The 13,008-nt window shown below is 70.9% G+C and carries 10 protein-coding genes and 2 pseudogenes; 1 reads left to right on the top strand and 11 read right to left on the bottom strand.

The annotated features are described in order from the left end of the window. Nucleotides 1-26: 26 nt before the first annotated feature. From B6G06_RS03485 to B6G06_RS03470, 4 genes are all read right to left on the bottom strand, one after another. Nucleotides 27-1,394, bottom strand: coding sequence for a replication-associated recombination protein A (locus tag B6G06_RS03485; RefSeq protein ID WP_080463056.1), 1,368 nt, complete (start codon nt 1,392-1,394; stop codon nt 27-29). A gap of 123 nt (nt 1,395-1,517) precedes the next feature. After that, nucleotides 1,518-3,101 carry a ComEC/Rec2 family competence protein gene (locus B6G06_RS03480; RefSeq protein ID WP_081170989.1) on the bottom strand — a complete coding sequence of 528 codons (1,584 nt, stop codon included), beginning with the start codon at nt 3,099-3,101 and terminating at the stop codon, nt 1,518-1,520. After that, entirely contained in the window at nt 3,098-3,910 is an 813-nt protein-coding gene (locus B6G06_RS03475) for a helix-hairpin-helix domain-containing protein (protein ID WP_338025875.1), read from the bottom strand. Before B6G06_RS03475 ends, B6G06_RS03480 begins: the two co-directional genes overlap by 4 nt. Before the next feature lie 60 nt (nt 3,911-3,970). Next, complete coding sequence (locus B6G06_RS03470; protein WP_080463058.1) at nt 3,971-4,885, bottom strand: DegV family protein; 915 nt, start codon at nt 4,883-4,885, stop codon at nt 3,971-3,973. Nucleotides 4,886-4,976: 91 nt separating this feature from the next. On the opposite strand from B6G06_RS03470, the gene B6G06_RS03465 reads away from it, so the two are divergent. After that, the gene (locus B6G06_RS03465; RefSeq protein ID WP_081170987.1) at nt 4,977-6,947 is read left to right on the top strand and encodes a helicase HerA-like domain-containing protein; all 1,971 of its coding nucleotides are present in this window, start codon (nt 4,977-4,979) and stop codon (nt 6,945-6,947) included. A 254-nt stretch (nt 6,948-7,201) separates the two neighbouring features. Here B6G06_RS03465 and B6G06_RS10200 read toward each other — a convergent pair whose 3' ends face one another. The 7 genes and pseudogenes from B6G06_RS10200 to B6G06_RS10195 all read right to left on the bottom strand — a co-directional run bounded on the left by B6G06_RS10200 (nt 7,202) and on the right by B6G06_RS10195 (nt 12,907). Next, nucleotides 7,202-7,345 (bottom strand): hypothetical protein, encoded by a 144-nt coding sequence (locus B6G06_RS10200; RefSeq protein WP_164505187.1) that lies wholly within the window; start codon nt 7,343-7,345, stop codon nt 7,202-7,204. Between the two features lie 67 nt (nt 7,346-7,412). Continuing rightward, a complete protein-coding gene (locus tag B6G06_RS03460) occupies nt 7,413-10,394 on the bottom strand; it encodes a leucine--tRNA ligase (RefSeq protein ID WP_081170985.1) in 2,982 nt (993 codons plus the stop codon). Nucleotides 10,395-10,562: 168 nt separating this feature from the next. Beyond that, on the bottom strand, nt 10,563-11,015 hold the full coding sequence (locus tag B6G06_RS03455; protein WP_080463062.1) for an HIT family protein: 453 nt from the start codon (nt 11,013-11,015) through the stop codon (nt 10,563-10,565). A 306-nt stretch (nt 11,016-11,321) separates the two neighbouring features. After that, complete coding sequence (locus B6G06_RS10685) at nt 11,322-11,459, bottom strand: hypothetical protein (RefSeq protein ID WP_338025874.1); 138 nt, start codon at nt 11,457-11,459, stop codon at nt 11,322-11,324. A 137-nt stretch (nt 11,460-11,596) separates the two neighbouring features. Next, nucleotides 11,597-11,782, bottom strand: a pseudogene (locus B6G06_RS10680) (metal-dependent transcriptional regulator); the annotation flags it as partial. Nucleotides 11,783-12,156: 374 nt separating this feature from the next. Further along, nucleotides 12,157-12,473 (bottom strand): annotated as a pseudogene (locus B6G06_RS10465) (vitamin K epoxide reductase family protein); the annotation flags it as partial. Nucleotides 12,474-12,748: 275 nt separating this feature from the next. Beyond that, nucleotides 12,749-12,907, bottom strand: coding sequence for a hypothetical protein (locus B6G06_RS10195; RefSeq protein ID WP_164505167.1), 159 nt, complete (start codon nt 12,905-12,907; stop codon nt 12,749-12,751). Nucleotides 12,908-13,008: the final 101 nt, after the last annotated feature.

Here is a 13,008-nt window from a genome sequence, read left to right as displayed (position 1 = left end):
AGCAACTGCATCGCTGAGACCCGCCGCTACTCCACGCGCTTCTTGGAGCGAAGGTCATTCCAGTAATTCAATCGCTCAAGAATACGTTTCTCATAGCCACGATCGGTTGGCTCATAAAATACCTCACGATCCTGCGGTCCAGGGAATCCATCGGGGAAATAGTCCGCTCCGGAGAATCCATCAGGAGTGTCCGGATCGTACTGGTACCCCTCACCATATCCCAGTTGTTTCATGAGACCAGTCGGCGCGTTGAGGATATGAGCCGGCGGCATCAGAGATCCTGTCCGCTTCGCCTGCTTCCAGGCCCTGTTGAAGCCCCGGTAGACGCTGATGGATTTCGGTGCCGTCGCCAAGTAGACCACCGCCTGCGCTATCGCGAGCTCCCCCTCGGGCGAGCCGAGCCGCTCATAGGCATCCCACGCAGCGAGAGCGATCCGCAGGGCTCCGGGATCGGCCATCCCCACATCCTCACTGGCGAAGCGGACGATCCTCCGGGCGATGAAGAGCGGGTCCTCACCTCCCAGCAGCATCCTGCTCAGCCAGTAGAGAGCGGCGTCAGGATCGCTGCCGCGCATCGACTTGTGCAATGCGGAGATGAGGTTGTAGTGCTCCTCGGAGGTCTTGTCGTAAAGAGGAGCCCGTGAGGCTACGACGTCGGCTAGATCCTGCGCGTCCAGCAGGACCCCGGTGCCGCTGTCGGATCGCCCCGGAGCAGTGAGGACCTGCTCGACCATGCCGAGCAGGTAGCGGCCGTCGCCGTCGGCCATGGCGATGAGCACGGAGCGAGCGGGCCCCGTCAACGGGAGCTCGCGGCCCACCAGCCGCTCTGCGCGCACGAGGAGCTCGTTGAGAGCCTCCTCGGACAACCGGGAGAGAACGAGGACCTGGCAGCGTGAGAGCAGCGCCCCGTTGAGCTCGAAACTCGGATTCTCGGTGGTCGCCCCGACAAGCACTACCGTCCCGTCCTCAACGTAGGGCAGGAACGAGTCCTGCTGCGCCCGGTTGAAGCGATGGATCTCATCGACGAAGAGCAGCGTTCCCTGGCCGATCTGACGGCGCTTCGAGGCTGCTCCGAAGACCTTCCGCAGGTCCGCCACTCCGGAGAACGTGGCGGAGAGCTGCTCGAAGACGAGCCCGGTGCGCGCGGCCAGGAGCCGGGCGATCGTCGTCTTCCCGCAGCCCGGTGGCCCCCACAGGATGATCGAGGAGAGCCGCCCCTGCTCGACCATTCGCCCAAGAGGAGCGTCGGCTCCCAACACATGGTCCTGGCCGACGACATCACCCAGTACCTGCGGACGCAACCTGTCCGCAAGGGGGCGCGTGGGGTCGCTGACAGCGGGTCCGCCCGCCTTGGCGGCGGCGTCGAAGAGAGAGGGCTCGTCGGAGGGCGTCATGGGGCACAGACTACGACCGCGCTCCGACGCCTTCGGCACGCCTACCGTGCCGATAGCGTGAGAAGGCCTGCACCTCATTCACTGGCCAGGACCGGTTTCGATGTCTATTTCGACCGGTCTCGCTCATAAGGGACGGGGATGACGATGGCGGCGGACAAGAGCGAGGAAAAGCGCTTCGACCGCCGCGAGGAGGAGGGCTCCCCCGACGCCCCCGGGCCAGGGGATCGTCGCTCCGGGAAGCGCGGCGAAGAACCGCGCCACACCGACGAGCCAGGCGCAGGAGGCGAGCGCTGGCAGGGCCAGCCAAACCGCTGCTGTCCCCCATACCGGCGCCATGAACGCTGCCAGCAGCCCCGCCACCGTCGCCAGGGGCACCGGCGGGGCCGCCATCATGTTCGCGGGAACGGCCCATAGCCCGACCCTCGGCTGGAGGAGGATAAGCAGCGGCGCGCAGGCGAGCTGGGCGGCCACGGGCACGGCGACGAGCGGCGCCGCCCAACGGGGAAGGCGCCGGGACAGTGCCGTCATGATCGGTTCCAAGCCGAGCAGGATCCCACCGGTGGCCGCCACGGACAGGGCGAAGCCGTAGTCGCGCGACTGCCACGGGTCGACGAGCAGCAGCACGATCATCCCCGTGCACAGGGCGGGCAGGGATGCTGATCTGCGCCCCGCGGCCACGCCCGCGAGCAGCGCGGCCCCCATGGTGGCCGCGCGCAGGACGGAGCCGCTGGGCCGCATGAGGAGGACGAGGCATCCCAGGAGGATCCCGCCCACGAGCGCCCGCCAGTGCCTGGGCAGGATGCCCAGGGCGGTGAGCACGAGTCCGAGCACGATGACGACGTGCTGCCCGGAGACCGCAGTCAAGTGGGTCATCGAGACGGTCCGCATATCCTCTCGCAGGTCGGCGGGCAGGGCATGGTCGTCGCCAAGGGCCAGCCCGGGCACGAGCGCCAGGGCGCCGGCATCCTCTCCCCCGACCCAGCGCCCGAGGCCACTGCCACCGGCACGGCCGGCCGCCCTCGTCAGCCCCTCCCTGACCTCGCCGACGACGCCCAGCACCCCATCGGGGTCGCCGAGCCTCTTGGGTGCGCTCCCCCGCCCGAGGACCGCTCCGTCGGAGGCGCCCGGGGCTGGGGCGCGCAGCCTGCCCCGCGTGGTGACGCGTGAGCCGAGGGGCGCCTCCAGCCAGGACGCTTCGCCGAGGACACGGATGCCCAGCCGCGAGGGGTTGCCGTCGATGCGCACCCCGTCCAGGGCGGTCAGGATGGTGGTGGCGCGCGGCGACGCGGTGGCGCGCGGCTGCTCGCTGATGGTCCCCTCGATGGTGACCACGCGCCCGGATTCGACGGCGAGTGTCATCGGGTCCCGGGCACGGGCCCATTGGCCCGCTGAGGACACGCCGAGGACGGCCGCCACCGTCAGGCAGGTCAGGAGCGCTCCTGCGGCGATGGGGCCCGCGGAAGCAGTGCCCGCGTTGCCGGGGCGCGGGTCGTGGCGGTGCCGGGGCGGGCGGTAATGGCCGACTGGCCCGATGAGCGCGGCCGCGAGCGCGAGGGCGACAACGGCCCCAATGGCGCAAGCCCGCCACGCGCGGGCGCCGGTCAGGCCCGCGGCGCCCCACGCGCAGGCCCAAGCCGCCAGGGAGGGCGCGAGAAGGCGAAGGTCGAGGGCGGGGGCCGCGGGCTCAGCAGCCGGATGAGCGCTCATACGGTGGCCGATCCTCGGAGGGCCTCGAGCTTGGCCTGGCCGATGCCGGGGACGTCGAGGAGGGAGTCGACGGTGACGAAGGGTCCGTGCTCGGCGCGGTAGTCGACAATCCGCTTGGCCAGGGCCGGCCCGACGCCGGGCAGGGCCTCGAGCGCGGTGGCGTCGGCGGTGTTGATGTTGACCTGCCCGCTCCCACCGCTGCCACCCGCCACACCCGCCCCGGGGACCGCGGACGCCCCGGCCCGACCGGGCGCGGCGGGTGGCAGCGTCTCACCCTGGCGGGGCACGCGGATCTGCTCGCCATCGACGACGATGCGCGCGAGGTTGAGCTGCTCGACATCAGCATCGGGGGTAGCCCCGCCGGCGGCGTTGAGGGCGTCGGTGACACGCGCGTCTGCCGGGAGCGTGACGACACCGGGAGTGGTCACCGCGCCGGTGACGTGGACGAGGGCGCTGCCCGCCGCACCGCTGCCCACCGGCCTGGCGGTACCTCCCCCAGTGGTCACCAGGCCAGGAGGGGCGTTCGTGGGGCTCGCCGCTCCTGCGGCACCCGGGCTGCCGGTCGTACCCGCCGTGAGCGCGGGGGCGCGCGCGGTCGTATCGGCGGAGACGAGGACGGAGCGGATGGCGAGGACGAGGGCGAGGGCGATGATGAGAACGCCTCCGGCGATGGCGGCGCGCGGCGTGATGGCGACTCGTCGGGGCTTGATGGGCGGGCTCTGGGGGTCGGTGGCGCAGGCGATGCGCACGTAGTCCTCGAGGGGTCGTTTGCGCGAGGCCCGCCCGGGCGAGATCTGCCTGCCGCTCATACCTCCGAGGTTAAGGAGCGCGGGAGTTGGCTCGCAGGGGCCCCTGTGAAGAGGGAGACCTCAGGTGCGCAGGACGGGGCCTGTGGTTCCCCGGCCGCCGGGCGAGATGATGACGCAGCCGAGGGCCCCGGGGCCGACGTGCACGGCGAGGGCCGGGTCGAAGGGCCAGCAATGCGCCGGTACATCGATCCGTCCACCGGCCTGTGGCGTCGCCTGGCGCTCGGCCTCGGAGGCGGCGGTGTCCGCCCCAGTGGGCCCATTGGGCTCCTCCCCGGGCGCGCCCGCGGCGATGCCGTCGATCAGCGCCCGGCCGGCCGTGCCGTCGTCGGCGTGGATGATGAGGCCCGTCTGGCCGACACCGCCGGCGCTCTGGGAGGCGAGGCCGGCAGCGAGTTCGGCCAGCCGGGCGCGCGCCCGCTTGGCACCGCGCACGGCTTCGACGGGGCAGATCCCGTCGGCGGTGATGCGCAGGATGGGGCGCACGCCGAGGGCCCCGCCGAGCAGAGCGGTGCGGCGGTCGAGGCGCCCGCCGCGGCGCAGGTGGGCGAGGTCGTCCACGAGGAAGAGGACGGTGCTGCGGGAGACGAGGTCACGGGCGCGCTCGACGCCGTCGTCTGCGGTGGCGGCACCGCTGGCGGCGATGGCGGCCTGCCCGAGCGCACCGCCGGTGGTGCCGGAGTCGAGCACGGTGACGACCCGTCGGCCGAGGGCCTGATTGATGGAGTCGGCTGCGCGGGCGGCGGCGTCGACGGTGCCGGACAGGGAGGCCGCCAGGTGGAGGGCGAGGACCTCGTCGGCGCCTTCCGCGGCGTGGGCGTAGGCGCGGGCGAGCTCGTCGAGGCTGGGCCGGGATGTGCTGCCCGGCCGGTTCCCGTCCCCCGTGGTGGCGTGCAGGGGGACGACGCCGATACCGCGGGCACGTGCGAGATCGGTCGGCAGGCAAGACGAGGAGTCCGTGACGACGGCAAGGCTCATGCTCCGACGATAGCCGCGCCCAGCCGTGCCGTCAGAGACTCAGGGCTGTATGCGCCAGCGTTTCCCAGGCTCTCCCCTCTACCATGGCGCCATGACTGACACACCTGACATTGCTCGTCTCAAGGCCGAGGCCGCGCAGGCCGCCGCCGATGCCGCCGCCGCGAAGGCCGCCGCCGCCCAGGCCGCTCTCGAGGCCGCCATGGCCAGCGGTGCCGCTCAGGAGGCTCCCGAAGACGCGCCGGCTGATCGAACTGAGGAGGAGGCCGAGGACAAGCCCGCTGAGCCCGAGGCGGCCGCCGAGCCGACTGCCCCCGATGCTCCGGCGGAGGCCCCCGCAATGCCGTCGTCGATTGAGCCGGAGGGCTACGCGGCGCAGGTGCGCGACGGTTACGCCTTCGACGGGCGCATGCTCCCCGTGGGCACCTACCTGGAGACGGCCCCTGCATCGGGCGACCCCGTCCCGGTCAAGGGCGTGCGCGTGGGCATCCCCATGGCGCTGCTCAACCGCCACGCCCTGGTGGCCGGCGCGACGGGTACCGGCAAGACCCGCACCCTGCAGCTGCTGGCCGAGGGACTGAGCTCGGCGGGGGTGCCCGTGTTCCTCTCCGACATCAAGGGCGATCTCACGGGCATGGCCGAGCCGGGGTCCACGAGCCCGAAGCTGGAGTCGCGCACGGCATCGACGGGCCAGGACTGGAAGCCGATGTCGTTCCCGATGGAACTGTTCAGCCTGGGAGGCCAGGGCAAGGGCACGCCGATCCGCACGACAATCACGGAGTTCGGCCCGGTGCTGCTGGCGCGCGTTCTGCGCCTCAACGAGACGCAGACCTCCGCCCTGCAGCTCGTCTTCCACTGGGCCGATTCGCAGGGGATGGCGCTGCTGGACCTGAAGGACCTGCGGGCGGTTATCAACTACCTGGTGAACACCGACGCCGGCAAGGCCGAGCTCAAGACCATCGGCGGCGTCTCGGAAGCAACGGCGGGGGTGATCCTGCGCGAGCTGGCAGCCCTGGAGGCCAGTGGCGGGGACAGGTTCTTCGGCGAGCCGGGCCTGTCCGTGCAGGACCTCATGCGCGTATCCCCCGATGGGCGCGGCGTGGTCTCCTCCTTGGAGCTGGAGGACATCCAGTCCCAGGGCACGCTGTTCTCCACATTCCTCATGTGGCTGCTGGGCGAGTTGTTCGAGGTGCTGCCGGAGGTCGGGGACTTGGACAAGCCGAAGATGGTGTTCTTCTTCGACGAGGCGCATCTGCTGTTCGCGGACGCGACGAAGGCATTCATGGAGGCGGTCACGCGCACGGTCCGGCTCATCCGCTCCAAGGGCGTGGGCATCGTGTTCATCACCCAATCGCCCACGGATGTGCCCAATGAGGTGCTGGCGCAGTTGGGCTCCCGGGTGCAGCACGCCCTGCGCGCGCATACTCCCGACGACGCCGCGAACCTGAAGAGGGCGGTCTCGACCTTCCCGACCTCTCCCCTGGACCTCGCCAAGGTTCTGACCTCGCTGGGAACGGGCCAGGCGGTGGTGTCGGTACTCGATGAGAAGGGCCGCCCAGCCCCGGTGACGGCCGTGGTGGTAGATGCCCCGGCCTCGGTGATGGGCGCCGGGCAGGAGTCGACGGTGCAGTCGCTGCTCTCGGGCTCGCCGCTGGCCGGTAAGTACAGCACCGTGGTGGACAACGAGTCGGCCTATGAGTTGCTGGAGAAGCGCATCGCGGCCGAGTCGGAGGCGGCCGCCGCCGCTGTCGCGGCCGAGGAGGCCCGCGTGGCCGCGGAGAAGGCCGCCGCCGCCGAGGAGAAGGAGCGGGCGAAGGCCGAGGCTGCTGCCGCGAAGGCGGCGGAGCGCGCGGAGGCCGCGGCCCAGAAGGCCGCCCAGAAGGAGGCCGAGCGCCGGGCTAAGGAGCTGGAGAAGTTGCAGCGGCAGGCCGAGAAGGAGGCGGAGCGCCAGCGCCTGGCCGCTGAGCGGGCTGCTGAGCGCCGCCGCCGGGAGATCGAGAAGACGATCGGCTCCGTCGGCCGCCAGATCGTGCGCTCCGTCCTCGGCAACGTCCTGCGGCGGTAGGGCTGGCTGGGCAGGTATATCGTCCACCGTTGGGTCAACGAGCACGCCGGACAACCCGAGAGAATAAGACGCATACTGAGGCTTATTCATGGGGGTGTCTGGGGCGATTAAGAACACAGGACCACCGGCCCGAACATCCAGGCCGCCCGCATCCTCCCGGACTGCCTGACGCGGCTACCCGCCACTACAACACAAGGAGCCACCCTGCGTGCGGGCGACGCCGACTGCCTCGGCGCTCCCTCGTGCGCCGCGTCCTAGGCCGCGAAGCCGAGGACCTGGATGAGGTAGGGATATCCCTGGCTGATTCCCTGTGCGAGGTGAAGCGTCGTCTGGGTGAACGGCAGTCCGGCGTCCCTGGCCAGCACACTCAGCACGTCAAGGGTCTGCTCAACGCGCAAGGGACGAGAAGAACAGGTGGGGCACGGGGATCATCACCCGCCGTCACGCCTCAGCGGGCGGCCCCGCTCACTCCGGAACGATGCTCACAAGCCCCGGAGCCTTGACGATCACCTTGCGCACGCCCCTGCCGTCCAGGGTGCGCACCACGCCGGGTGCCGCCAGCGCCAGGCGCTCCAGCTCGGCGGCTTCGATCCCCGGGTCCACCTCCAGGCGGTCACGGACCTTCCCCTTGACCTGCACCACGCAGGTCACCTTCTCCGCCGCCAGCAGCGTCTCGTCCGCCACCACCGGGAAGGGCTCGTGGGCCAGTGAGGCCTCATGCCCGAGCCTGCCCCACAGCTCCTCCGCGATATGCGGGGCCACCGGGGAGACCATGAGCACCAGGGCCTCCGCCGCCTCTCGCGGCACCGCGCCCAGGGACGTGAGGTGGTTGTTGAGCACGATGAGCTTGGCGATCGCCGTGTTCAGGCGCATCCCCGCGTAGTCCTCGCGCACCCCCACGATCGTGCGGGCCATGAGCCGGCGCGTGGCGTCGTCGGCGGCCTCATCGACCACCGTCACCTCGCCCGTGGACTCGTCGATCACATTGCGCCATAGGCGCTGCAGGAAGCGCTGCGCACCCACCACAGCGCGCGTGTCCCAGGGGCGGTCCACATCCAGCGGCCCCATCGACATCTCGTAGACGCGGAAGGTATCCGCCCCGTAGGCGTCGTACATCTCATCCGGGGTGACGATGTTCTTCAGGGACTTGCCCATCTTCCCGTACTCGCGGGTCACCGGCTCTCCGCGCCAGGTGAAGGCCGCCTCACCATCGGCGCCGGCACTCTCCTCCACCTCCTCCGCGGGCACGTACTGCCCCCGGGAGTCCTTGAAGGCGTAGGCCTGCACGTATCCCTGGTTGAACAGGCGGTGGTAGGGCTCCGAGGATGAGACGTGGCCGAGGTCGAAGAGCACCTTGTGCCAGAAGCGCGAGTACAGCAGGTGCAGCACCGCGTGCTCCACGCCGCCCACGTACAGGTCCGTGCCGCCGGAGGTATTGCCCCCCTCGGGCCGGGGACCCATCCAGTACGCCTCGTTGGCCGGGTCGATGAGCGCCGTCGCATTCGTGGGGTCCGCGTAGCGCATCTCGTACCAGCACGAGCCCGCCCACTGGGGCATCGTGTTGGTCTCGCGGTAGTACTTCCTGGGCCCATCGCCCAGGTCCAACTCGACCTCCACCCACTCGGTGGCCTTGGACAGCGGCGCCTCCGGGCAGGAGTCGGCGTCATCGGGGTCGAAAGAGCGCGGGGAGTAGTCGGTGACCTCCGGCAGCTCGATTGGCAGCATGGACTCCGGGATGGCGTGGACGAGGCCGTCCTCGTCCCAGACGATCGGGAAGGGCTCGCCCCAATAGCGCTGACGGGAGAAGAGCCAGTCGCGCAGGCGGTAGGTGACCGCGGCGCGCCCCACGCCCTTGGCCTCCAGGTACTGGGTCATAGCGGCCTTGGCCTCATCCTTGCCCATGCCGTTGAGGTCGATCTCGCCATTCGCGGAGTTGATGAGCGGACCGTCCCCCGTCCAGGCGGCCTCCTCCAGGTTGAAGCCCTCTGGCGGCTGGATCGTGGCGACGACGTCGATCCCGTACTTGCGGGCGAAATCCCAGTCGCGCTGGTCGCCGGAGGGAACCGCCATGATCGCGCCGGTGCCGTAGCCCATGAGGACGTAGTCGGCCACAAAGACCGGTACCTGGCGCCCATCCACCGGGTTGATGCCGAACAGGCCCGTGAAGACGCCGGTCTTGGCCCGGCCCTCGTCGGTGCGCTCGGCGTCCGTGGCGGCGGCGGCGTAGGCGCGGTAGGCGGCGACGGCCTCGGCCGGGGTGGCGTGCCCGCCGGTCCAGGCCTCCTTCGTGCCCTCGGGCCAGGCTGTGGGCAGCGTGAGGGCCGCGGCGTCGTCGTCGATCTGGGCCTGTGTGCGGGCCGAGGCAGCGGAGGGAGCCCCGCCCAGGATCGGGTGCTCGGGGGCCACCACCATGAAGGTGGCGCCGAAGAGGGTGTCCGGGCGCGTGGTGTAGACCGTGAGCGCATCCTGGCAGGCTCCGGCGAGTGCGGCCCCGGGTACCGCGTAGGTCACCTCGGCGCCCTCGGACCGGCCGATCCAGTTGCGCTGCATGAGCTTGACCTTCTCGGGCCAGTCGACGGTGTCCAGGTCCTCGGCGAGGCGGTCCCCGTAGGCGGTGATCCGCATCATCCACTGGCGCAGGTTGCGCTTGAAGACGGGGTAGTTGCCGCGCTCGGAACGGCCCTCGGAGGTGACCTCCTCGTTGGCCAGCACCGTGCCCAGGCCAGGGCACCAGTTCACCGGCGCGTGGGAGATGTAGGCCAGCCGGTGGGAGTCGATGACCTCGGCGCGCTCCGCCTTGCCCAGTTCCGCCCATGGCCGGCCGTCCGGGGTGGGCACCTCGCCGGAGGCGAGCTTGGCCTCGAGCTCGGCGATGGGGCGGGCGGCGCCCGTGCCCCGGCCGTCGCGGCGAGGGGCGGTGGGGTCGAACCAGGAGTTGAAGATCTGTAGGAAGATCCACTGGGTCCAGCGCACGTAGTCGACGTCGATGGTCTGGATGGAGCGGCGCGAGTCGTGGGACAGGCCGAGGCGGCGAAGCTGGCGGCGCATATTGGCGATATTGGCCTCGGTCGACGCACGCGGGTGCTGGCCTGTGGCCACGGCGTACTGCTCGGCGGGCAGGCCGAAGGCGTCGTAGCCCATCGTGTACAGGACGTTCTTGCCTGTCATGCGAGTGAAGCGGGCGATGACGTCCGTGGCGATGTACCCCAGGGGGTGGCCCACGTGCAGGCCCTTGCCGGAGGGGTAGGGGAACATGTCGAGCATGAAGAACTTCTCGCGCCTCGCGCCGGGGCCCGCGAGATCACCCGCGGGATTGTCCGCCCAGAAGGTGCCCTCGCTCTCCCAGCGGTCCTGCCAGGAGGTCTCGATGCTGCCCGCCAGCGCCGCCGTGTACCGGAAGGGAGGCGCGTCAAAGGACTCCGGGACGGCTACGGGGTTCTGGGTCATGGTGCTCTGCGCTCTTTCCCTGATCATCATGCCCTGAGGGGCTTCATCCCCCAGGGATCGTGGCTGGGGCCAGCCTATCCCCCGGCCGGGCCCTCCCCGCGCCATGCCCGAGCGGTGGGCCTGTCCTCCCTCTGAGGGGCCGGTCACGTCCGGGCGCGCGGTCCCCGCTCAGCGGGCGCCCGGAACGCCCGGGGCGCTGGTGACGACGAACTCCTCCCAACCATCCTCATCCAGTCCGGCGCGCAGGCGCGCCATGGCGGCCTCGATCTCCTCGGGGGCGACGTCCTTGCGGGCTGAGGAGAACTGCAGGTCCGCCTCGGTGCGGATCGGCAGGACATGCACGTGAAGGTGATCGACGCCGTAGCCGGCCACCATGACCCCGGCTCTCGCGGCGCCGAAGACGCGGGTCTGGGCGGCCCCGATGCGCCTGGCCACCACGGCCAGGTGGGCGACGAGCTCGTCGGGGGCGTCGACGTAGGAGTCGATCTCCTGGAAGGGGACGATGAGGACGTGCCCGTCGGTGTGGGGCTCGATCGTGGCGAAGGCGGCGCAGTGCTCATCGGCCCACACGAAGGAGCCGGGGATCTCGCCGTTGATGATCTTGGTGAAGAGGGTGCTCATGCGCCTTATCCTCCAGACGAAGGCGCCTCGCGCCGATAGTCAGCGGCCTTCAGCGGCAGGCGGCGGTTCGAGCGGATGATGCCCGCAGCGGCGGTCCGGCCGCCGACTGCGCCCGGCCCCGTCAGTCCGTCAGTCCTCGGCGAGGACCCAAAGGGAGCCCGCCGGAATCACGGCTTCCCCCGGTCCCGGTGCTCCACCGGATGCCTCCGCCGCCTCGGGAGCGTCCCCGCCCCTCTCCAGTGGCGCTGACGAGTCGGATGCGGCTTGGGCGCAGGCCCGAGTCGCCGTCGACCCGGCCCCGTCCCGTCACGACGATCCGCGAGTCCAAGCCGATCCCGGCCGGTCAAGGGTCTGAAGGGTGTCGGGGTCGTCCTGGATGCGGGCCACGGAGCCGGTCTCCCCCACACGCAGCGCGTCGAGACTGCGCAGGGCGGTAACCTCCATAGCACCATCGGCGGTGGGGATCGGATCGCCGTGGGGGTCTCGCGAGGGGCGCCCCAGGGCGGCATCGATGCGATCCAGAGGCGCTCGGAGACGGCGTGCTCGAGGACCTCGGCCTCCTCGTGGACCTCGTCCCAGTCGAAGCCGAGGGCCTCCACGAGGTAGGTCTCCAGGAGTCGGCGGCGCACCATGCCCATGGCACGGCGCATGCCCTCGGCGCTGAGCGTGACGGCGCGGTAGGGCTCATGCTCCAGGAGGCCGGCGTCGACCAGCCGCGAGACATTCTCCGATGCCGTGGAGGCCGCCACCCCCATGCGCTGGGCCAGGCCCGTGATGGAGGCGCCAGCGCCGTCCCACTCCGTGGCGGCCCAGACCGCCTTGGCATCCTGGGTGACGGTCGAGTCAGCGGGGACGGCCGTGCCGATGGGGCGCGCGGCACCGTCGCGCGCGGGGACTCTCCTCGCTGCCCTGTGGTGGGGGCGCTCATCGCAGCAGTGTCATCCACTCGGACCACAGACCGACGACGACCGCGAGGGCCGACGAGCGCGTAGATCGCAGCCGCGCCCCACCAGCGCCAGGCCACGAGGCGGCGGGCGGTGGCGGGGCTGACGCCCAGGTGCCCACCGGCGGCGGCCCACGCCCAGGTGGATGTAGCCACGGGGATGGTGACCGCCCAGATGAGCATGCAGAAGGGGCAGAGCTTGCCCAGGTCCATGATGGAGACGAACAGGAACCAGGCGACGAAGAGGATCCCGCCGATGGTCCCGGCCACCATGCCCCGCCACACCCAGCGCGGCAGCGCATCCCGCCCAGGAGGAGCGCACCCAGTGTCAGGAGCGCGGCGAAGGCCATCGCCCCGATGTGGGCGTTAGGCACGCCCAGCAGGTTGCCCTGCCATATGTCCAGGGAGGCGCCGCAGGAGACCAGGGGATTGATGTCGCAGGACAGACCCGCGAGGGGCTCCTTGATCTGCTTGATGTGGGCGGTGGTGAGCTCCCAGCAGGCCCCGAGCGCGATGATCGAGCCGATGATGAGGAGCCAGGCGTAGCCGCGGGGAGCTCCGGAGGAGGCGGTGGCGCCGGCGCCCTCGACCTCGAGGATGGTGGGGTCGGGTCCTCGGCGCTGGCGAGATAGGCCTCCAGTTCCTCCTCGCTCATCGCATCGATCTCTGCCTGGGTCGGCACGTGGGCCATGACGGCGCTCCTCTCGCTGCCCCGGTTATCGACCGGCCGCGCGCCTGGTGACGCGACCGGCCCATTGTGCACCCTGTGAGTGCTTGATGACGCGACCATTCAGCCGTCGGCCCTCGCCGTGCCCCATGTCTCGCCCTCATCGGTGGGATCGGGCTCCGCGGCCCCGGTGCTCGCCGGAGTCGCGGGGGCGCCGAGGCCGATCGTCCCGGAGACGAGCAGTAGTACCAGGGCGCGCACGGCGCGCGCGGAAATCGGCACTGCGGGACCGCCGAGCCCGCCAGATGACCTGCCGGAGCCTCATGAGCGCTCCGATCAGCACGGCCAACGGCGGGCCGGCACGGGTCGGTCTGTCGCTGATA

Origin of the sequence: Actinomyces gaoshouyii (assembly GCF_002076915.1) — a bacterium.
In the GTDB taxonomy this organism is placed as follows: Bacteria; Actinomycetota; Actinomycetes; order Actinomycetales; family Actinomycetaceae; genus Actinomyces; species Actinomyces gaoshouyii.
Note: the sequence above shows the minus strand (reverse complement) of the source record. Positions and strands in the feature narration are given on the sequence as shown.